At 63.3% G+C, this 20,407-nt stretch carries 15 protein-coding genes; 9 read left to right on the top strand and 6 right to left on the bottom strand.

The window, feature by feature from the left end; all coding sequences use genetic code 11:
• The first annotated feature begins 31 nt into the window (after positions 1 to 31).
• From parC to arcC, 6 genes are all read left to right on the top strand, one after another.
• Positions 32 to 2,287, top strand: a complete 2,256-nt coding sequence (gene parC / locus KUV74_RS02190) for a DNA topoisomerase IV subunit A (RefSeq protein WP_222515551.1) — start codon at positions 32 to 34, stop codon at positions 2,285 to 2,287.
• Between the two features lie 56 nt (positions 2,288 to 2,343).
• A complete protein-coding gene (gene serB, locus KUV74_RS02185) occupies positions 2,344 to 3,567 on the top strand; it encodes a phosphoserine phosphatase SerB (protein WP_222515550.1) in 1,224 nt (407 codons plus the stop codon).
• A 408-nt stretch (positions 3,568 to 3,975) separates the two neighbouring features.
• Positions 3,976 to 5,403 carry an arginine-ornithine antiporter gene (gene arcD / locus KUV74_RS02180; protein ID WP_222515549.1) on the top strand — a complete coding sequence of 476 codons (1,428 nt, stop codon included), beginning with the start codon at positions 3,976 to 3,978 and terminating at the stop codon, positions 5,401 to 5,403.
• An 87-nt stretch (positions 5,404 to 5,490) separates the two neighbouring features.
• Positions 5,491 to 6,747: an arginine deiminase gene (gene arcA / locus KUV74_RS02175; RefSeq protein WP_045994512.1), complete on the top strand. Its 1,257-nt coding sequence runs from the start codon at positions 5,491 to 5,493 to the stop codon at positions 6,745 to 6,747.
• 75 nt (positions 6,748 to 6,822) lie between these two features.
• Positions 6,823 to 7,833, top strand: a complete 1,011-nt coding sequence (locus tag KUV74_RS02170; RefSeq protein ID WP_108449821.1) for an ornithine carbamoyltransferase — start codon at positions 6,823 to 6,825, stop codon at positions 7,831 to 7,833.
• Between the two features lie 77 nt (positions 7,834 to 7,910).
• The gene (arcC, locus tag KUV74_RS02165; protein WP_222515548.1) at positions 7,911 to 8,858 is read left to right on the top strand and encodes a carbamate kinase; all 948 of its coding nucleotides are present in this window, start codon (positions 7,911 to 7,913) and stop codon (positions 8,856 to 8,858) included.
• Positions 8,859 to 9,070: 212 nt separating this feature from the next.
• Here the strand turns inward: arcC and KUV74_RS02160 are convergent, their stop codons facing one another.
• The gene (locus KUV74_RS02160; RefSeq protein WP_261395023.1) at positions 9,071 to 10,402 is read right to left on the bottom strand and encodes a glycerophosphodiester phosphodiesterase family protein; all 1,332 of its coding nucleotides are present in this window, start codon (positions 10,400 to 10,402) and stop codon (positions 9,071 to 9,073) included.
• 607 nt (positions 10,403 to 11,009) lie between these two features.
• Here KUV74_RS02160 and leuA point away from each other — a divergent pair.
• Positions 11,010 to 12,716, top strand: coding sequence for a 2-isopropylmalate synthase (leuA, locus tag KUV74_RS02155; protein WP_045994508.1), 1,707 nt, complete (start codon positions 11,010 to 11,012; stop codon positions 12,714 to 12,716).
• A gap of 91 nt (positions 12,717 to 12,807) precedes the next feature.
• On the opposite strand, the gene KUV74_RS02150 is transcribed toward leuA, so the two are convergent.
• The 4 genes from KUV74_RS02150 to epmB all read right to left on the bottom strand — a co-directional run bounded on the left by KUV74_RS02150 (position 12,808) and on the right by epmB (position 17,499).
• Positions 12,808 to 14,154, bottom strand: a complete 1,347-nt coding sequence (locus KUV74_RS02150; RefSeq protein WP_222515547.1) for a M48 family metalloprotease — start codon at positions 14,152 to 14,154, stop codon at positions 12,808 to 12,810.
• Positions 14,145 to 14,510, bottom strand: coding sequence for a hypothetical protein (locus KUV74_RS02145; RefSeq protein WP_222515546.1), 366 nt, complete (start codon positions 14,508 to 14,510; stop codon positions 14,145 to 14,147). Before KUV74_RS02145 ends, KUV74_RS02150 begins: the two co-directional genes overlap by 10 nt.
• A complete protein-coding gene (locus KUV74_RS02140) occupies positions 14,507 to 15,865 on the bottom strand; it encodes a CHASE2 domain-containing protein (protein ID WP_222515545.1) in 1,359 nt (452 codons plus the stop codon). The genes KUV74_RS02145 and KUV74_RS02140 overlap by 4 nt, the downstream gene beginning before the upstream one ends.
• Positions 15,866 to 16,461: 596 nt before the next feature.
• Positions 16,462 to 17,499 (bottom strand): EF-P beta-lysylation protein EpmB, encoded by a 1,038-nt coding sequence (gene epmB / locus KUV74_RS02135; protein WP_222515544.1) that lies wholly within the window; start codon positions 17,497 to 17,499, stop codon positions 16,462 to 16,464.
• Between the two features lie 105 nt (positions 17,500 to 17,604).
• Here epmB and efp point away from each other — a divergent pair, with 105 nt between their 5' ends.
• Both efp and epmA read left to right on the top strand, forming a co-directional pair.
• Positions 17,605 to 18,171, top strand: coding sequence for an elongation factor P (gene efp / locus KUV74_RS02130; protein WP_045994506.1), 567 nt, complete (start codon positions 17,605 to 17,607; stop codon positions 18,169 to 18,171).
• A gap of 98 nt (positions 18,172 to 18,269) precedes the next feature.
• Complete coding sequence (epmA, locus tag KUV74_RS02125; RefSeq protein ID WP_222515543.1) at positions 18,270 to 19,241, top strand: EF-P lysine aminoacylase EpmA; 972 nt, start codon at positions 18,270 to 18,272, stop codon at positions 19,239 to 19,241.
• A gap of 134 nt (positions 19,242 to 19,375) precedes the next feature.
• Here the strand turns inward: epmA and asd are convergent, their stop codons facing one another.
• Positions 19,376 to 20,275 carry an archaetidylserine decarboxylase gene (gene asd, locus KUV74_RS02120; protein ID WP_222515542.1) on the bottom strand — a complete coding sequence of 300 codons (900 nt, stop codon included), beginning with the start codon at positions 20,273 to 20,275 and terminating at the stop codon, positions 19,376 to 19,378.
• Positions 20,276 to 20,407 lie beyond the last annotated feature (132 nt).

Here is a 20,407-nt window from a genome sequence, read left to right as displayed (position 1 = left end):
TTCAGGCGACCAGGATTGAGAACGAGGGATCATGACTCTGGACATTGAGGTGGCGGAGGGCGACGTCGAGCGACTGTCCCTGCGCGAATACACCGAGAAGGCCTACCTCGACTATTCGATGTACGTCATTCTCGACCGGGCCCTGCCCCATATCGGCGACGGCATGAAGCCGGTGCAGCGGCGCATCATCTACGCCATGCGCGAGCTGGCGTTGAACGCCAACGCCAAGTACAAGAAGTCGGCGCGTACCGTCGGCGACGTGCTCGGCAAGTTTCACCCCCATGGTGACAGCGCCTGCTACGAGGCCATGGTGCTGATGGCCCAGTCGTTCAGCTATCGCTATCCGCTGGTGGACGGCCAGGGCAACTGGGGTAGCCCGGACGATCCCAAGTCCTTCGCCGCCATGCGCTACACCGAAGCGCGGCTGTCGAAGTTCGCCGAGGTACTGCTCAGCGAACTCGGCCAGGGCACCGTGGACTGGGCGCCCAACTTCGATGGCACCATGAACGAGCCGGTGGTGCTGCCGGCACGTCTGCCCCACGTGCTGCTCAATGGCGGCACCGGCATCGCCGTGGGCATGGCCACCGACATCCCGCCCCACAATGTGCGCGAGGTGGTCGAGGCCACCTGCGAGGTGCTGCGTAATCCCGGCGTCACCACCGCCGACCTGATGGCGCACCTGCCAGGCCCGGACTTCCCTACCCGGGCGGAGATCATTACCCCGCGCGCGGACCTTCGAAAGCTCTACGAGAGCGGTCGCGGCAGCGTCAAGATGCGCGCTCGCTACGAGCAGGAAGAGGGCCAGGTGGTGATCACCGCGCTGCCCTACCAGGTCAGCGGGGCCAAGGTGCTGGAGCAGATCGCGGCGCAGATGCAGGCCAAGAAGCTGCCCATGGTGGCCGACCTGCGCGACGAGTCGACCCACGAGGAGCCGACCCGTCTGGTGATCGAGCCGCGCTCCAATCGGGTCGATATCGAGTCGCTGATGGCGCACCTGTTCGCCACCACCGACCTCGAGAAGAACGTGCGGGTCAACCTGAACGTGATCGGCCTCGACGGCCGCCCGCGGGTGATGCCGCTGCCGGAGCTGCTCGGTGAATGGCTCGACTTCCGTCGCACCACGGTGCGCCGTCGCCTCGAACACCGGCTGGGCAAGGTCAACGACCGCCTGCACCTGCTCGAAGGCCTGTTGATCGCCTACCTCAATATCGATGAGGTGATCCGCATCATCCGCGAGGAGGATGAGCCCAAGAGCGCACTGATGGCAGCCTTCGGTCTGACCGACCGTCAGGCCGAGGCGATCCTGGAGCTGCGCCTGCGCCACCTGGCCAAGCTCGAGGAGATGAAGATCCGCACCGAGCAGGACGAGCTCGAGGCGGAGCGCAAGCGTCTTGAAGAGCTGCTCGGCAACGAGGCAGCGATGACCGACCTGATCGAGCAGGAGCTGCGCAAGGCCGCCGAGGAGCACGGCGACGAGCGCCGCTCGCCGATCGTCGAGCGCGAGGAAGCCAGGGCGCTGTCCGAGGTCGAACTGGTGGGTGCCGATCCGGTGACGGTGGTGCTGTCCGAAAAAGGCTGGATTCGTGCCGCCAAGGGCCACGACATCGACCCCTCCGGGCTGTCCTACAAGGCCGGCGACGCCTTCCACCTGGCCGCGCGAGGCAAGACCAACCAGCCGCTGGTGCTGCTCGATGACACCGGCCGGGCCTACACCCTGCCGGCCCACCAGCTACCCAGTGCCCGCGGCCAGGGCGAGCCGGTCACCGGCAAGGTCAACGTGGTGGCCGGCGCGCACATGGCCGGCGTCATGCTGGCACCGGGGGACGCCCGCTTCCTGCTGGCCTCCGACGGCGGCTACGGCTTCGTCGCCCGGCTCGAGGACCTGACCGGCAAGAACCGTTCCGGCAAGGCGGTGCTGAGCCTGCCCAAGGGCTGCAATGTGCTGCCTCCGGTGGAGCTGCCGGCGGCCGACGAATTGACCGTGGCCACGGTCTCCAACGAAGGCCGACTGCTGCTGTTCCCGCTGGACCAGTTGCCGGAGATGTCCAAGGGCAAGGGCAACAAGATGCTGGATATTCCCGGTGCCCGGGCGGCCCGGCGCGAAGAGTTTGTGCGCGGCCTGGTGGTGCTGGCGCCAGGGGATACCCTGGTGGTGCACGCCGGCAAGCGCAAGCTGTCGCTCAAGAACGGTGAGCTCGACTACTATCGGGGAGATCGCGGACGGCGAGGCAGCAAGCTGCCACGCGGGCTGCAGAAGGTCGACCGGCTCGAGCGCCTCGAGGCGTAACCCTTACGACGGTACGGCGCCCGCCGGTTGCTGCGGGTGCCCAAGGAAGACACACCATGACACGACGAATCCTGATGCGCGCTACCGGCCAGGCCCGCCCCGGCCAGCTTGCCGGCCTGGGGCGGATCCTGGCCCGCAGCGGCGCGCGCCTTCTGGACATCAACCAGAGCGTGACCTTCGGTATCGTCTCGCTGGAGGCGCTGGTAGCGCTTGACCACGAGGCCGACCTGGAAGGCGCCCTGTCGGGCGCCGGCGATGAGCTGGGTCTGGATGTCCAGGCGATCCAGATCAGCGCCGAGGAGTACCATCGCTGGAGCGAGACCGCGAGTCAGCCGCGCCTGATCATGACCCTGCTGGCGCCGCGACTGCCTGCCGGCATCCTGGCCGAGGTGGGGGCGCTGACCGCCGAGCACGGGCTGACGGTGGAGTTGATCCATCGCCTGTCCGGGCGCGAGCCGCTGGACGGCGAGGCACCGGCCCAGGGCAGCTGCGTCGAGTGCTGGCTGCGCGGTGAGGACGTCGACCTCGAGTCGCTGCGCGAGAAGGCGCTGGCGCTGGGTGCGACCCACGGGGTCGATATCGCCCTGCAGGAAGACTCCATCTGGCGCACCCACCGTCGCCTGGTGTGCTTCGACATGGACTCTACCTTGATCAAGGCCGAGGTCATCGACGAGCTGGCGCGCCGCCACGGGGTCTACGACGAGGTCGCCGAGGTTACCGAGCGGGCCATGCGCGGTGAGCTCGACTTCCAGCAGAGCTTCCGTGAGCGCATGGCCAAGCTGAAGGGCCTGGACGAGTCGGTGCTGGCCGAGATCGCCGAAGAGCTGCCGCTGATGGACGGGGTGGAACAGTTGATGGCCCAGCTCAAGCGCTTGGGCTACCGCACCGCCATCCTGTCCGGCGGCTTCACCTACTTCGCCCGGCATCTACAGCAGCGGCTGGGCTTCGACGAGATCCACGCCAACGAGCTGGTGATCGAGAACGGCAAGGTCACCGGCGAGGTGCGCGAGCCGATCGTCGATGCCGATCGCAAGGCCGCGCTGTTGCACCAGATCGCCCAGCGCGAGGGGATCACCATGGAACAGACCATCGCCGTGGGCGATGGCGCCAACGATCTCAAGATGCTGGCCGCCGCCGGACTCGGTATTGCCTTTCGCGCCAAGCCGCTGGTGCGTGCCCAGGCCCGTCAGAGCATCTCGACCCTGGGGCTTGACGCCGTGCTCTATCTGATCGGCTATCGCCAGGCGGATCTGTCCTGCCAGGCGCCGGGCCACGACTAGCCCGGACGTCATCGACATCGTCGCTTGGACGCGATGTTCACTTCTACTGCAAGGGAGCCCAGGGCTCCCTTTTTTTGTGTCTCCCATTCTCGCACGGTGCCAGCGAGCCTGGACGTTGTCGCGAACCTGGTAGCGACATGGCGCTGCAGGCACCCGCGAAGCAAAGTTCCCTCGCTCGGGACGAGCCACTGACCGCAACTCCGAGGGAAAGGTCGTTGCAAGCGGCCGAGATCAAACAGTGGTGGTGGAGCGATATAACCTGATCGGGGTCGTTATTATGTACGTCGAAAGGCGTAGTTGACACGAGTCAGCAGAGAGGTGTGTACGGCGGTTTCGGTAGCCTCAAGGGGCCAAAAAGAGAGTAGCCTGAATTGGCAAACTTTTGGTCCCCACGAGGAAACCCTTCCCATGGAAAATGACACAGGAAAGCTGAGACTCGGCGCCTTGCTTGCGCTGGTCGTCGGCTCGATGATCGGGGGCGGCATCTTTTCGCTTCCGCAGAATATGGCGGCGAGCGCCGCACCAGGGGCGGTGCTGATCGGCTGGGGAATTACCGCGGTCGGCATGCTGGCACTGGTGTTCGTCTTCCAGACGTTAGCCAATCGCAAGCCGGAACTCGACGCCGGCATCTATGCCTACGCCAAGGCCGGTTTCGGCGATTATCTTGGCTTCTCTTCCGCCTGGGGTTACTGGATCAGCGCCTGGCTCGGCAATGTCAGCTACTTCGTTCTGTTGTTCAGCACCCTGGGCTTCTTCTTCCCCATCTTCGGCGAGGGTAATACGCCGGCGGCCATCGGCTGTGCCTCGATCCTGTTGTGGGCGGTTCACTTCCTGGTGGCCAGGGGCATCCAGCAGGCGGCGTTCATCAATCTGGTGACCACCATCGCCAAGATCGTCCCGCTGATCATGTTCATCGTGCTGGCCGCCATCGGTTTTCACCTGGACGTCTTCACCATGGACTTCTGGGGTGCCGGCAACGCCGATCTTGGCAGCGTGATGGACCAGGTTCGCAACATGATGCTGGTCACCGTCTGGGTATTTATCGGTATCGAGGGCGCCAGCATCTATTCCGCCAAGGCTCGCGATCGTCGCGATGTCGGGCGCGCCACCGTGATCGGCTTTGTCGGTGTGCTTCTGCTGTTGGTGATGGTCAATGTGCTGTCCATGGGCATCATGAGCCAGCCGGAACTCGCTGAGCTCAAGAACCCGTCCATGGCGCTGGTGCTGAGCCAGGTGGTCGGCCCCTGGGGCGGTCATCTGATCAGCCTGGGCCTGGTGATCTCGCTGCTCGGCGCCTTGCTGTCCTGGACACTTCTGTGCGCCGAGATTCTTCACGCGGCCTCCAGCGACGGCACCATGCCTGAACTGTTGAGCAAGGAAAACGCCAACAAGGTGCCGGTCAACGCCCTGTGGCTTTCCAACGGCCTGATCCAGCTCTTTCTGCTGCTGACACTGGTCAACGAGTCCACCTACCTGAGCCTTCTTTACCTCGCAAGCTCGATGATCCTGGTGCCTTATCTGTGGTCGGCGGCCTACGCCCTGTTGCTCGCGGTAAAGGGAGAAACCTACGAGAAGGAGCCCGAGGTACGCCGCAAGGATCTGTTTATCGGCGGCCTGGCTACCCTCTACGCGATCTGGCTGCTGTTTGCTGGCGGTATCGACTATCTGTTGCTGTCGGCGCTGCTTTACGCCCCTGGTGCCGTGTTCTTCTACAAGGCCAAGAGCGAGCGTGATGAAAAGGTCTTTACCCCCATCGAGAAGATTATCTTCGCGGTCACTATCGCCTCGGCGCTGGCGGCCACGCTGGGGCTCTATCAGGGGTGGTTGAGTCTGTAGCTAGACCTCGATGTTCAACATGTTACAGCGGTCAGGTTCATTGATGATGCGGTAGTGACAGTCCCGCAATAGGGAAGGAGCAACAGAATGAAAAGTGGATCTTCACGATTGGGCGTCTATTCCGAGGTAGGCAAGCTTCGCAAGGTCATGGTGTGCTCGCCAGGGCTTGCTCATCAGCGGCTGACCCCCAGCAACTGTGATGACCTTCTGTTCGATGATGTGCTGTGGACCAACCAGGCCAAGCGCGACCACTTCGACTTCGTGACCAAGATGCGCGAGCGTGACATCGAAGTGCTCGAGATGCACAACCTGCTCACCGAAACCCTCGAAAATCGCGACGCCATGCGCTGGATTCTCGAGCGCAAGGTGACCTCCAACCTGGTCGGCTTCGGCCTTGCCGATGAGGTCCGCGCCTGGCTTAGTGAACTGGAGCCACGGAGACTCGCCGAGTTCCTGATCGGCGGGGTGTCCTGGGCCGACATCACCGAGAGCCACGGAGGCGAGACCCTCAAGACCTTCCGTGACTATCTGGGCCAGTCCAGTTTCGTTCTTCCGCCGCTTCCCAACACCCTGTTCACCCGGGATACCACCTGCTGGATCTACGGCGGGGTGACACTCAATCCGATGTTCTGGCCGGCCCGCCGCCAGGAGACGCTGCTGACCTCGGCGATCTATCGCTTCAACCCGCGCTTCGCCGGCGCCGACTTCAAGGTGTGGTACGGCAATCCCGACCAGGACCATGGTTCGGCCACCCTGGAGGGCGGCGACGTGATGCCGGTGGGCAACGGCGTGGTGTTGATCGGCATGGGTGAGCGCACCTCGCACCAGGCCATCGGTCAGGTGGCGAGCGCGTTGTTCAGGGCCGGCGAGGCCGAACGGGTGATCGTGGCGGGGCTGCCCCGGTCGCGCGCCGCCATGCACCTGGACACCGTCTTCAGCTTCTGCGATCGCGACCTGGTGACGGTCTTCCCTGACGTGGTCAAGGACATCGTTCCCTTCAGTCTGCGCCCCGACGAGAGCAAGCCCAGTGGCATCGACGTGCGCCGCGAGAAGGGGAGCTTCATCGAGGTGGTGGCCGAGGCCCTGGGACTGCCGAAACTGCGGGTGGTGGAGACCGGTGGCGACAGCTTCGAGGCCGAGCGCGAACAGTGGGACGACGGCAACAATGTGGTCGCCCTGGAGCCAGGCGTGGTGGTCGGTTACGACCGCAACACCTACACCAACACCCTGCTGCGCAAGGCCGGGGTCGAGGTGATCACCATCAGTGCCAGTGAACTGGGCCGTGGGCGAGGCGGCGGTCACTGCATGACCTGTCCGATTCAGCGAGATCCCGTCGACTTCTGACGACGTCGTTACGCGTTACTTCGCTTCTTTAACTGTGAATCGACGGCTGCCCTGGTGGCCGTCAAGGAGACCCTCATGTCCTTCAATATCCACAACCGTCACCTGCTGTCGCTGATGCATCACTCCGAGCGCGAGCTGCGCTACCTGCTGGACCTGTCGCGGGACCTCAAGCGGGCCAAGTACAGCGGCTGCGAGGCCCAGCGACTCAAGGGCAAGAACATCGCCCTGATCTTCGAGAAGACCTCCACCCGCACCCGCTGCGCCTTCGAGGTGGCCGCCTATGACCAGGGCGCCAACGTCACCTACATCGATCCCACCTCGTCCCAGATCGGGCACAAGGAGTCCATGCGTGACACCGCCCGGGTACTGGGGCGCATGTACGACGCCATCGAGTACCGCGGCTTCAGTCAGGAGGTGGTCGAGGAGCTGGCGGCGTTCTCCGGGGTGCCGGTCTACAACGGCTTGACCGACGAGTACCACCCGACCCAGATGATCGCCGACGTCCTGACCATGCGCGAGCACGCCGAGAAGCCGTTGCACCAGATCTCCTTCGCCTACCTGGGCGATGCCCGCAACAACATGGGCAACTCGCTTCTGCTGATCGGCGCCAAGCTGGGCATGGACGTGCGGATCGCCGCGCCACGTTCGCTGTGGCCGGACGAGGAGCATCTGGCCAACTGCCGGCGCTTCGCCGAGGACAGCGGCGCGCGCATCTGCCTGACCGAGGACCCCCGCGAGGCGGTCAGGGGCGTCGACTTCATCCACACCGACGTCTGGGTGTCCATGGGCGAGCCGGTGGAGGCCTGGGCCGAGCGCATCGACCAGTTGCTGCCCTACCAGGTCAACAAGGTGCTGATGGAGGCCGCCGGCAACCCCAGGGTCAAGTTCATGCACTGCCTGCCGGCCTTCCACAACTGTGACACCAAGGTGGGGCGCCAGGTCGCCGAGCAGTACCCGATGCTGAAGGACGGCATCGAGGTCACCGAGGAGGTGTTCGAGTCGCCGGCCTGCATCGCCTTCGAACAGGCAGAGAACCGCATGCATACGATCAAGGCGGTGATGGTCTCGACCCTTGGCGATGTGTAAGTCACGCACCAACGGATCGGCAAGATAGCCTGGCGGCCCCTGGGCCGCCAGCAACCCCGAACGGGAAGGACACTGTTATGCGTATCACGATTGCCCTTGGTGGCAACGCCCTGTTGCGGCGTGGCGAGGTCATGAACGGCGAGGCCCAGCGCGCCAACATTCGTATCGCCTGCGAGCAGATCGCGCGCATCGCATCAGGCAACGAGCTGGTGATTGCCCACGGCAATGGGCCCCAGGTGGGCCTTTTGGCCCTGCAAGGGGCGGCCTACGATGAGGACAACGTCTTTCCTCTGGATGTGCTGGGTGCCGAGACCGAAGGCATGATCGGCTACATGATCGAGCAGGAACTCGGCAACCTGTTGCCGCCGGAGGTGCCCTTTGCGTCGCTGTTGACCCAGGTCGAGGTGGGCGCCGATGACCCGGCCTTCCAGCAGCCGAGCAAGCCCATCGGTCCCATCTACCCGCGCGACGAGGCTTGCCGGCTGGCGGAGCTCAAGGGCTGGACCATGGCGCGTGACGGCGATCACTACCGCCGGGTGGTGCCGAGCCCTAGACCCAAGCGAATCTTCGAGATTCGCCCGCTGCGCTGGCTTCTGGAGAAGGGCACCGTGGTGATCTGTGCCGGCGGTGGCGGCATCCCCACGGTCTACGGGGAGGATGGCAAGCTCGAGGGCATCGAGGCGGTGATCGACAAGGACCTGTGCTCATCGCTGTTGTCACAGGAGCTGGCCAGCGATCTTCTGATCATCGCCACCGATGTGGACGGGGTCTATCTGGACTGGGGGACCCCGCATAGCCGTCGGGTGGCGATGGCTGATCCCGATAGCCTGGAAGCCCAGGGTTTTGCCGCAGGATCCATGGGGCCCAAGGTGCAGGCGGCCTGTGAGTTTGCTCGTTCAAGCGGCAAGACTGCAGTTATCGGGGCGCTGGCCGATATCGAGGCTATCGTCGCAGGCCACGCCGGCACTCGGGTGAGTATCAGGGCCACCGGCATAAGCTTTGCTCAGGAGACGACGACTCCTTGAAGGAGGAGCGGGACATGCCTGGTTGCCTGCCCTCGTCTGGAGGTGGCTGGCTACCGCCGATGGGGGAGCGCTCTCGAGGTTGACGATCGTTAGGATGGAGCCCTCGGAATGGCGTTAGGGGCGCCAACGCCACGGAAGGCGTTCTGGCCGGGTGGTTATCCACCCGGCCGTTTTTATGCGTTCCGACCAGGTTCGCGGGTGGTCATTGCCGCTTATTTTGCCAGCTCGTCGGCCATGCAGTTGGCGTAGAAGGTGACCGCCGCCGGCCAGTCAGAGAACACCGCCTTGACCCCGATATCGCGGGCCATCACGTCAAGTGCCACCATCTTGTCGCCATCGTTGTCGACGACATTGTCGATGGTCTGGTGGTACCAGGCACCGTCACGGGTCAGCGGCGCCGAGCGCTCGAAGGACCAGGCGATCAGCTCCAGTCCTGCCTCCATGGCCTTCTCGGCGTAGACCGATGGCACGATGGGCCGGTCTTCGCTGTCCCCCTCGGCCAGCAGCATCCACATCGGCGGGGCCAGAATCTTCACCCCCATATCGGCCAGCTCCTGCATCGACGGCTCCCAGCTTGCGGGGTCGGTCACGTCGAAGCCTTCCACGTCATAGCGATCGTCCAGGTACACCGCCTGGTCGGCGAACTCGGTGTTGTCGACCCAGTACCGCACGTCATCGAGCAGAAACGACTGGGGAAAGACGTCTTCCGGGGGCACGCCGGCCTCGACGTACTCGTCGATCAGCTTCTGGGCATAGTCCTGCTGGCTCATGCCGTCGAAGGGCATCTCGACGCTCGGTGTCTTCAGCTCCGGGGTCATCTTGACGCCCAGGTCCTGAAACAGCGCGATGCTTTCGGCGTGACTCATCAGGGTGCCGCGATCGGCATAGAGCTCGGTGCGCCAGCGCGGGTTGCCGGCCAGGTAGGCCTCCAGGGTGTCGGCGCTGGTGTCGACGCCGTCCATGCGGCCTTCCAGGGTCTTGAACTCGGCCAGGGTGATGTCGCTGGTGCAGCACTGGACGTCGGCAGCGTTGGTCAACTTGCCATCGGCATCGAAGGTCGGTGGCACGCTGCACTGCTCGGCAAGCTCGGTCTCGAGGATATTGGTGGTGCCGTGCAGGTCGCACTGGGAGTGGCGGCAGACCAGTTCCTTGTCTTCGGTAAAGGCCACGTCGCACTCGAGCACGCCAGCGCCCATGCGCGCGGCGGCCAGGTAGGATTCCCGGGTGTGCTCGGGGAACATCAGGGGGGCGCCGCGGTGGCCGATGGAAAAGTCGCTCCGGGTGGGCTGCTCAAGGTTGGCCGCGCACTGCTCAAGGGTCGCCTTGAGCTCCGCGGACTGGGCATTGTCCTCGTCCATGTCGTCGATCAGGAAGTAGGGGCGGGGGCCCAGACTGACCGGCAGGGAGGAAGAAGCGCTGGCGTTGGAGGCGTTGTCCTCGGCCATGGCGGGCGCGGCGGTGACCCCGCAGAGCGCGATGGCTGTGATCGCGCATGACAGTAACGCGGCGAGGGGCGCGGGGCGGCGGTGGTGATGGGCATCCATGGAGCGTCTCCTTTGTGTCAGCCATGCTGAACCATCAGCACGAGTCTGGTGGTGTTGTCAGAGATTACGGTGGTTCCGGGGCGCCGGAATCGCTCTATTACCCTAGTCCGGCTCGAGGACATTCACATGACAGCGAGCGCTCGTGGCGCCCGCGCTGGCGCGCCGCAGTTGACAACGTCGCTGAAGACTGATTTTCTAGAGCGCATGAACATGACATCTCGCCACCTCGACCTACGACTACTACTACGCGTTTGAATGCGCGTGGCGACGCCCTTTGTGCTTGCGTCGCTGGCAGGATCGCCACCAGTCAGGTTGAGTCGAGGTTGCAAGATGTCCGTCAGTACCCAGTGCCCCACCATGAACCCGTCCCGTCACGCCACCTGTGGTGTCCGCTCTCGTCGTTGTGACGATGTACGGATGGCTGGTGCGCGAATTGTCGTGGTCGCTATCGTCTCGGTCCTGGAACGACTTATGACGCCCCGCTCGCCTCTGGCGAGCGGGGCGTCGCCGTTTTCACCTGGCCTTTGCTCACAAGGCGCTGGCCGGGCCGCCCAACAGGCCTTCCAATAACGCTTCGCTCGACACACCCTATTCCGGAGAAAACGCCATGATGCTCAAGGACCCTTCGACCAAGTACCGCCCCTTCGTGGCCGTGGACCTGCCTGATCGGCAGTGGCCCAGCCAGCGCATCGAGACCCCGCCCCAGTGGTGCAGCGTTGATCTGCGCGACGGTAACCAGGCGCTGATCGATCCAATGGACCAGGAGCGCAAGCAGCGCTTCTTCGATCTGCTGGTCAAGATTGGCTTCAAGCAGATCGAGGTGGGCTTCCCCTCCGCCTCCCAGACCGACTTCGACTTCGTGCGCAGCCTGATCGAGGAAGACAAGGTCCCGGACGACGTCACCATCCAGGTACTGACCCAGGCCCGTCCGCACCTGATCGAGCGCACCTTTGAATCGCTGAAGGGTGCCAAGAACGCCATCGTTCACGTCTACAACGCCACCGATCCGGTGTTCCGTCGCGTGGTATTCAATGTCGACAAGTCCCAGTGCATCCAGATCGCGGTCGATGCCACCACCCAGATCCGTGACCTGATGAAGGCGGCCCCCGAGACCAACTGGACCTTCCAGTATTCTCCGGAACTGTTCACCACCACCGAGATGGACTTTGCGGTGGAGATCGTCAATGCCGTGCGCGAGACCTTCGGGGCCAGCGCCGACAACAAGATGATCGTCAACCTGCCGGCCACGGTGGAGTGCGCCACCCCCAACAACTACGCCGACCAGATCGAGTGGTTCTGCCGCAACGTCGAGCACCGCGATCACCTGATCGTCAGCGTTCACCCCCACAATGACCGTGGTACCGGTGTGGCCGCCGCCGAACTGACGGTGATGGCCGGTGCCGACCGGGTCGAGGGCACCCTGTTCGGCAACGGCGAGCGCACCGGCAACGTCGACATCGTCACCCTGGCGATGAACCTCTACACCCAGGGCGTCCATCCGGGCCTCGACTTCTCCAACATCACCCCGATCATGCGTGAGGTCGAGCACTGCAACCAGCTGCCGGTCCACCCGCGTCATCCCTACGTCGGCGATCTGGTGTTCACCGCCTTCTCCGGCTCTCACCAGGACGCCATCAAGAAGGGCATGGCGCTGCGCAAGGAAGACCCCGACAGCGTCTGGGCGGTGCCTTACCTGCCCATCGACCCGCTCGACGTGGGCCGCAGCTACGAGGCGGTGATTCGCGTCAACAGCCAGTCCGGCAAGGGCGGCGTCAGCTACCTGCTGGAGCAGGAGCACGGCATCGAACTGCCGCGCCGGCTGTCCATGGAGTTCAGCCTGGTGGTGCAGGAGGTGGCCGATCGGGTCGGCAAGGAGATCACCTCGGCGATGATCTACCAGACCTTCGTCGACGAGTACCTGGCCAAGACCGAGCCCTACAGCCTGGTCAGCCACCGTCTGTCGTCCGAGCCGGACAGCCCGACGGTGACGCTGGAAGCCTGCATCGCCAAGGACGGTGAGCGCCACACCATCAGCGGCGAAGGCAACGGCCCGCTGGCGGCCTTCGTCAAGGCGCTGCGCAGCGAAGGCCACGATATCGAGATCATTGACTACCACGAGCACTCCCGTGGTCAGGGCGCCGACGCCGAGGCGATCGCCTACGTCGAGGTCCGGGTCAAGGGCGAGGCGGTGTTCGGCGTCGGTACCGACGAGAGCATCACCAGCGCCTCGATCAAGGGTGTGATGAGCGCGATCAACCGCTGCCTGTCCACCGAAGAGGTGGCGCCCAACGTCACCGCCGACAGCGTGGCCTGATTCGCGCCGCCGGCAAATGGCGTAAACGCACCGCCCCCGGAAGAAATCCCGGGGGCGGTGCGTGTCACAGGGGAAGGAGTCAACTGAACAATTACCAGCGTAGTGCTGTGTAGTTGTCAGCTTTATCTCCGTAGACGTCGCAGAGTTCACTAAGTCCCAGGTCCTGAGCCAATGTCATGGCGCAACGCGCCAGACGTATTCCTTCCTGAACAGTAAGGTCATAGCGTCGAGTGAGGTAATACTCTACGGGTAGCATGCTGGGCATCTGGCCAATCTCACGGTCCATGTCGTGAAGCAACTGGGCGACCAGTTCACCATCCCTGTTGTAATCAGCTACCTGAAGTAAATGTCGGAACACCGTAGGCGTTCGATAAGTGCTCTGTGCACTCAAGGCCAACGCCTGGGTTGCTCGCTCATGATCGCCGAGCATCAAGTAGGCGGCAGTGAACTTGCTGTGCAGGGACGCATCGTCGGCAAGCTCTGGAGGCAAATCGAGCCTCTCGATCCGAGGAAGATCACGCGCCAGGGCTTCTTTCGAGGTGAAATCCATATCGGCGACCTGGTCGAGATACTCGATGGTGTAAAATTCCGGAACCTGCCCTTGCGTACTCCGTCGTCGTTGGTCATCTGGCAACTCCATGGCGAGTGCCATGGCGGCTTCGGTGCGCGCCTCCTTGGCCAGATACCGGCTGGAGTCTGCTCCGGTAAGTGTTGAAGTGCACTGGGTGAAGTTGATGAATATCTCGCCCTCGTCGTCCATACGTAGGCAAGCAGCGGCTGCCGGTGCGGAAGCCCGGGCTTCGCTGGCGTACTCCCCCAGGCGGCGGATCATCATGTTCATGCCGTTTTGCGAGTAGCCGGCTCGAGCCAGGAGGTCCACCGCGAAGGCGTCGGCATCAATTTCATCTTGAGCCTCGAAATGTCGATAGATCAATCCAGTGGCGGCTTCTTTCAAGGAATCGCCAAATACTACTGTGACATCTTCGCCTGCTGCGACCGCTCCCATTCGCAGGGCGGCGATGGCTCCATCCTGCAGCATCGAGTCAAGTACGTCATTCTCGTAGACATGGTAAAGCTCATGGCCGATCAGGGCTGCGACTTCGTCTTCACTCTCGGCCTGGGAGATCGCACCCGACGACAGCACGATAGTGTTGGCAGAAACGGTGTATGCCTCATAGCCGGGCGAAGTATCCACCACGACCTGGCATTCGCAAGGCTTGCCGTGCGTAGCTTCCAGGCGCTTTAGGATTCCCTCTACATAAGTGAGCACGGACTGATCCTTGAGTACCGTACGATCACGCTGATGGATCGCCTGATTGTCCCTGGTCGGGATCGTGAGGTCGACGTCAGTGTAGTGCTGCTCGGGCTCCAATAACGCAGCGCAGCCGCTGAGACCGACCACCAGCGATGCGGCACCCAGAATTTTGCTTAGTTGCATAATTCACCCGCTCCTCGAATTGCCGCAGAACGACTGTCTGTGCGCATCGCTGTCGCGACACGCTGGCAGCCTCGCTCAAGCAGCACCTCGTCCTGTAGTTCCACCGTAGAGCGGGCGATGGCGTAGTCTGTCCCTGCTACGGTGAAACGGATCTCGCCATTTTCGCTGGTGGCCGGTAGCGGAAGGTGCAGGCCTTCGATTGTGGATAAAGGCACCCAGCTGTCATTTTCGACCTTTCTGACTTCTGCATACTGTCGTCCGATAATACTGTTGATAATTACCTGCTCGGCGAAAGTCGGAAGGCTGGCAAGTAGAAGTACTGAACCGATCGCAATGGGTGGAAAGGGGCGTTTCATGCAAGCTCCTGAGTTGCTTTCAGATGGGCTTCGTGGCGCGCAATGATCTCTCGCGCCAACGGAGCAATTGCCAGCAGGGGAAGCCACCCCTCTGGTACGAGATTTAGGCGGGTATGGAACACATGGTGTGTCAGAGCCACGCTGGTGGCCGTAAACGTGAACCAGGCCAAACTCCGCAACAAGGCGTTGTTGTTTCGCTCAAAAGTGGGTGGGGAGCGCATGATCAGGGCAATGGTGATAATCCATGCCAGCATGGCCATCCATGTCATGTCTTCGTATCGCAAGTAGCCCTGCTGCATGCGAAAGAGATTCTCGAACGCCATGGCGTGGGTGAAGATTCCGGCTAGCTGGCTGTAGACGGGGATATCGCGAAAGTCGCCAAGGTTGTAGTCATCGACTCCTACCATTACGACGTAGGAAGCTGCACCAGGTGGTGGAAGGTCGGCACCTCGGCTTGCGACAAGGTTCCGCAGTGTTATCTGGTGAAAGGGAAGACAGGAAGCGTCAGCCTCCGCAGGTAAATCGATGCCCAGCATGTTGCTCAGCGACGGGCCTAAAGCGCTGCTGAACAGTTGGCTGACACTGTAGTGCAGTAGTTCCGAAGTCCTTTCAAAAATGCCCCTGGCCACGCACCTGTCAGAAAGCCGCCATTGGATCGCCATGTGTTCATCGCTTGCCGTGTGCAATGGGGGCATTCCCGCGATCTGAGCCCACTGGCGGTAGAGGCCCAAGGCACCACTGTCTCTAGGGGAGGCGTTAGCTTTCAGGGGTGTAGCCAAGGCGTAGTCGGTACTACGCCCTCGCCAGTTGCTTGGGGTAAGCTGGCTTACAGGAAGAGTCTCGCGCATTCGCTGCGACATAGGGGTATCAACCCCACCAGCCGCAAGCAATAGCGTGGGAAGTCGCTCGTCTTCGGCGATACGATGTGTGAGGCGTTTCAGCCGATCCAGGGAGCCACTGAGATTACGATAGTCCTGCAAATGGATATCGTAGAAGACAGCTGCAGGCGCGGTGGTTCCGGGAGCGTCAGGCGCAAGCACCTGAGCCAGGATGGTGGCGTGATCGTTGTATGTCAGCGGCCAGTCGTTGCTTTGTAGGCGGTGGGCCTTATGCAACTCTCTTATGTCGTCAAGATTGATGGTGACGACTGACACCGGGGGAATCGGAACCCCAGTCATGCGTGCACTGACCCGCTGGTACGCCTCCGAAAATGCCTGGTCTGAGTTGCTGGCTAGACCAAAAGGGTCGCCATACAGCAGCCAGGCACCGATCCCCAGGTAGAGCGCCAACCTCGCCGGCAGCGATGAACGACACGCTCGGCAGACGTGCTGCGCGAGGTGAATTTTGGATTGCATTGCGAAGTCCCTGCTGCGTCCCCCTGGAGCCTCTGTCGGGCACCTTGGGGTATTTTTTTAGTTAGTTTTTAATTAGAAGAATATGTATTACATATAATGAAAATAGTGATCAACCACTCACCTTCATCTTTTTGTAGCAGGCTGACAGCTGACAGGGAGGGGGCGTGGCGGCGTGGCCCAGGTAACGCCAAGTCGTAAAAACGCCGTCTGTTGCGGGCGGCGTTTTGGAAGCCAGGGTCGCTGTGCTGCTGAGAGAGCGTTCCAATGGAGGGGCTAGGGGCGTTTATCGGGAGCGAAGGGCATCTCTCGGGCTTTATCGACCATCGCCTTGAAGCTGACATGTGCCGGGTTGATCAGGTAGTTCGTTTCCCTCGGCACGACGACGCTTGGCACCGCGATTTCGTCACCGACATGGCGTGCCAGAGGTCACTTTTGTGGTCGGCCTGCTTCGGTCGGAAAACCTTGATGGCAGACTTCATGCTTCACCTTTCCTTGTGGCATCGGTCGATATCACAAAAGAGGACGAGAGGCTGTTGCAGCTTCCCTCGCCCCGTGACGGGCATGATAACCAGCGTACTTTGACGATTGCGTCACTGCTACAACGGCGTCTTGCTGGCCTCGCCGGGGACCTCGCGGACCAGGGTCGGCATCAGGAAGCCGGGCAGGCGGGTGCGCAACTCGTCGACCAGGGCGTTGGCGCGGGCGTCGGCCACGTCGAAGTGGGCTGCCCCGGACACCGGGTCGAAGGCGTGCAGGTAGTAGGGCAGTACGCCGGCCTCGAACAGCCGCTCCGAGAGCGCTTCCAACGCATCTACCGAGTCGTTCACTCCCTTGAGGATCACGCTCTGGTTGAGCAGGGTCACGCCGGCCTGCTTGAGCCGCGCGCAGGCGCCGGCCACGGCCTCGTCGATCTCGTTGGCGTGGTTGATATGCAGCACTATGACCTTCTGCAGGCGGCTGCCGGTGAGCCACTCGAGCAGGGGGCCGTCGACGCGATCGGGGATCACCACCGGCAGCCGGGTATGCAGGCGTAGTCGCTTGAGATGGGGGATGGCGTCGAGCCGCTCGACCAGCCAGGCCAGCTGGCGATCGCTGGCGGCCAGCGGATCGCCACCGGACAGGATCGCCTCGCGCAGGGTGGCGTCCTCGCGCAGGTAGTCCAGGGTGTCGTCCCACTGGCTGCGTGAGGGCGCGTTTTCCTGGTAGGGGAAGTGGCGACGGAAGCAGTAGCGGCAATTGATCGCGCAGGCGGGGCTGGTGATCAGCAGTACCCGTCCGGCGTACTTGTGGATCAGGCCGCGACGGGCGGTGTGCTGGGCCTCCTGGAGCGGATCGGTGACGTAGCCCTCAGGGCTTGTCTGCTCGGCATCCAGGGGCAGCACCTGGCGCAGCAAGGGGTCGTCCGGGTCTGCGTGGCGCATGCGCGCGGCAAAGGCCTCGGGCACACGCACCTCGAACAGGGAGTGGCCGGCCTCGGCGCCGGGGATCAGGGTGGCGTCGAGCCCCAGGCGTCGGCACAGCTCGCGCGGGTCACGAATGGCGCCGGCCAGCTGGCGCTGCCAGCCGCCGGGGGCGGGAAGTCCCGGCTCATCCGGGGCAGAGCAATGCAAAAGCGTCGAGCTTCGGGTTATCATGCGGGCCATCCATCGATGCGTGCGAGGGGCTTGTCCTCGCAAAATGTCAGTTGAGTGCCGCTCTGAGCCGATGGCCGGGCCGGGCACCGAAAGGAACGAGATCTCATGGCGAACTATTCTACCAACGAATTCAAGGGCGGTCTGAAGGTGATGCTCGACGGTGACCCCTGTGCCATCGTCGAGAACGAATTCGTCAAGCCCGGCAAGGGCCAGGCCTTCAACCGCGTGAAGCTGCGTAACCTGATGACCGGCCGCGTGTGGGAGCGTACCTTCAAGTCCGGCGAGTCGCTGGAAGGCGCCGACGTCATGGATCTGGACATGGAGTACCTCTACACCGACGGTGACATGTGGTACTTCATGAAGACCGACGGTTCCTTCGAGCAGTACGCCGTCGAGAAGAAGGCCCTGGGCGACAGCGACAAGTGGCTCAAGGAGCAGGTGGTGTACACCGTGACCCTGTGGAACGACAACGCCATCTCGGTCTCCCCGCCCAACTTCATCGAGCTGGAAGTGGTCGAGACCGACCCGGGCCTCAAGGGCGACACCGCCCAGGGCGGCTCCAAGCCGGCGACCCTGTCCTCCGGCGCGGTGGTGCGCGTTCCCCTGTTCATCAACCAGGGCGAAGTGCTCAAGATCGACACCCGTAGCGGTGATTACGTCTCCCGCGCCTGAGGCGAGGGCGATATCCCCGGATCGGCAGATCGAGATACAGACAAAGGCCACGCGATCGCGTGGCCTTTGTCGATTGGGCAAGTGGTAAGGAACGAACGATGACAGACTGGCAACCCACGGCCTCGCTGGACACCCTGCGCCGCCGCGCCGTGCTGATGCAGCGGGTGCGCGGTTTCTTTGTCGAGCGCGGCGTGCTCGAGGTGGAGACCCCCTGTCTCGGTCACGGCGGCAGCACCGACGTGCACCTGGCGTCGCTGTCCTGTCGAGCGGTAACCCCGGCGGGCAGCGAGACCCTGTGGTTGCAGACGTCGCCGGAATTTCACATGAAGCGCCTGCTGGCGGCCGGCAGTGGGCCGATCTTCCAGATCGCCCGCAGCTTTCGCGACGGCGAGGTGGGACGCCGCCACAATATCGAGTTCAGCATGCTGGAGTGGTATCGCCCGGGGTGGAGTCTCGATGCTTTGATCGAAGAAACCCAGGCGCTGATCCGCGAGGTGCTGCCGTTTAATCCCGGCCCGACGCGAAAGCGTTGCTATCGCGAGCTGTTTGGCGAGGTGCTGGATATCGATCCTTTTGAGGTGGAAATCGCATCACTTCGCCGTATTGCCGGTGAACGCGGTGGCCTCGACATGGCCGAGGCGCCGCGCGATGAGTGTCTCGACCTGCTGATGAGCCTCGTCATCGAGCCCGAGCTAGGCCGCGACGGCATCGACGTGGTGCTGGACTACCCAGCCAGCCAGGCGGCGTTGGCCCGGCGTCACCAGGACCCCCGCGACGGCGCCTGGGTGGCCTCGCGCTTCGAGGTCTATCTAAACGGGCTCGAGCTTGCCAACGGCTACGACGAGCTGACCGATGTGGACGAACAGCGCGTACGCTTCGCCGGTGACAATCGTGCCAGGCGTGAGGAAGGCCTTGCCGAGGTCGACGTCGACGAGCGCCTGCTGGCGGCGCTGGGCGCCGGCATGCCCGAGGGCAGCGGGGTCGCCCTGGGACTCGACCGGCTGATCCAGCTGGCGCTGTGCAAGTCGCGTCTTGAAGAGGTGATCGCCTTTCCCACACCGCGCTGTTGAGGGGGCTGGGCACCTCGTGGGGTGGTGATCCAGACAGCGTCCGGATCATGCAATCACCCGGGACCTGACAGCTGCGCCAAGAAGGGCGGCCATAGCCGCTCCTGTCAAAGGTGCTACCAATACGCCTTGGCGCTTCAGTCCGCGCTGGCGGTCGCTTCGCCGTCTGCCGTCGCCGCTGTTGCGCTGGTTCCCGGCTCGCCGCCCAGGCGTTGGCCCATGCTCACCGCGACGGGGCTGCCGGCCTTGCCGCTCAAGGCATCGAAGTCGACCTTTTCGGCGAAGGCCATGACCACGGTGGAGCCGAGCTTGAAGCGGCCCATCTCGGCGCCCTTGGCGAGGTGAATCGGACGATCGAAGCGGACACGCTCGACCCGGCCGGACTGCGGTGTCACCTGGCCGGCCCACACCGTTTCAATGGCGGCGACGATCATCGCACCCACCAGCACCAGCACCATGGGGCCGTGTTCGGTCTCGAAGTGGCACACCAGCCGCTCGTTGCGGGCGAACAGACCCGGGACGTGGCGGGTGGTGGCGTCGTTGACCGAGAACAGGCGCCCGGGCACGTAGACCATCTCGGTCAGGGTGCCGGAAAGCGGCATATGCACCCGGTGGTAGTCCTTGGGCGACAGGTAGACGGTGGCAAAGCTGCCGCTCTGGTAGCGGGTGGCCGCCCTGGGGTCGCCGCCGAGCAGCTCGGTCATGCTGAAGCGATGGCCCTTGGCCTGGACCAGCCGACCATGGTCGATGGCGCCCCATTGGGACAGGGTGCCGTCGGCGGGGCACAACAGGCCGTCTTCCAGCGGGCGGGCGCCGGCCGCCAGCGCCCGGGTGAAGAAGGCGTTGAAGCTCGGGTAGACCCTGGGGTCCGATTCCACCGCCTGGCTCATGTCGACCTTGAAGCGCTTGATGAAGGCGCGGATCAACAGGTTCTTGAGCCAGCCGATACGGCAGTCGGCAAGCAGACCGACCAGGCGCGACAGCAGGTGGTGGGGGATGGGGTACTGGATCAGGGAAAACAGCTTGGCGAGGGTCACGAAGGGACGATCTCCGGGTGGTCAATGACGCGCACGCGGCCTCACGGCCGCGCCGCTGGTGCAATCAAGTGCCCTAGGCTCAGTCCGAAAAGTCGACGAGCGCAGATACTTTTCAGACAAGCCCTAGATGGG

Origin of the sequence: Halomonas sp. DP1Y21-3, from assembly GCF_019801245.1 — a bacterium.
GTDB classification, from domain to species: Bacteria; Pseudomonadota; Gammaproteobacteria; order Pseudomonadales; family Halomonadaceae; genus Halomonas; species Halomonas litopenaei.
Note: the sequence above shows the minus strand (reverse complement) of the source record. Positions and strands in the feature narration are given on the sequence as shown.

Excerpts from the sequence above, each read along its gene's own strand:
- KUV74_RS02160 (WP_261395023.1), bottom strand. The coding sequence starts at position 10,402 with ATGGATGCCCATCACCACCGCCGCCCCGCGCCCCTCGCCGCGTTACTG.
- KUV74_RS02145 (WP_222515546.1), bottom strand. The coding sequence starts at position 14,510 with ATGAAACGCCCCTTTCCACCCATTGCGATCGGTTCAGTACTTCTACTT.
- leuA (WP_045994508.1), top strand. The coding sequence starts at position 11,010 with ATGATGCTCAAGGACCCTTCGACCAAGTACCGCCCCTTCGTGGCCGTG.
- arcD (WP_222515549.1), top strand. The coding sequence starts at position 3,976 with ATGGAAAATGACACAGGAAAGCTGAGACTCGGCGCCTTGCTTGCGCTG.
- arcC (WP_222515548.1), top strand. The coding sequence starts at position 7,911 with ATGCGTATCACGATTGCCCTTGGTGGCAACGCCCTGTTGCGGCGTGGC.
- KUV74_RS02140 (WP_222515545.1), bottom strand. The coding sequence starts at position 15,865 with ATGCAATCCAAAATTCACCTCGCGCAGCACGTCTGCCGAGCGTGTCGT.
- arcA (WP_045994512.1), top strand. The coding sequence starts at position 5,491 with ATGAAAAGTGGATCTTCACGATTGGGCGTCTATTCCGAGGTAGGCAAG.
- KUV74_RS02170 (WP_108449821.1), top strand. The coding sequence starts at position 6,823 with ATGTCCTTCAATATCCACAACCGTCACCTGCTGTCGCTGATGCATCAC.
- parC (WP_222515551.1), top strand. The coding sequence starts at position 32 with ATGACTCTGGACATTGAGGTGGCGGAGGGCGACGTCGAGCGACTGTCC.
- efp (WP_045994506.1), top strand. The coding sequence starts at position 17,605 with ATGGCGAACTATTCTACCAACGAATTCAAGGGCGGTCTGAAGGTGATG.
- KUV74_RS02150 (WP_222515547.1), bottom strand. The coding sequence starts at position 14,154 with ATGCAACTAAGCAAAATTCTGGGTGCCGCATCGCTGGTGGTCGGTCTC.
- epmA (WP_222515543.1), top strand. The coding sequence starts at position 18,270 with ATGACAGACTGGCAACCCACGGCCTCGCTGGACACCCTGCGCCGCCGC.
- serB (WP_222515550.1), top strand. The coding sequence starts at position 2,344 with ATGACACGACGAATCCTGATGCGCGCTACCGGCCAGGCCCGCCCCGGC.
- epmB (WP_222515544.1), bottom strand. The coding sequence starts at position 17,499 with ATGATAACCCGAAGCTCGACGCTTTTGCATTGCTCTGCCCCGGATGAG.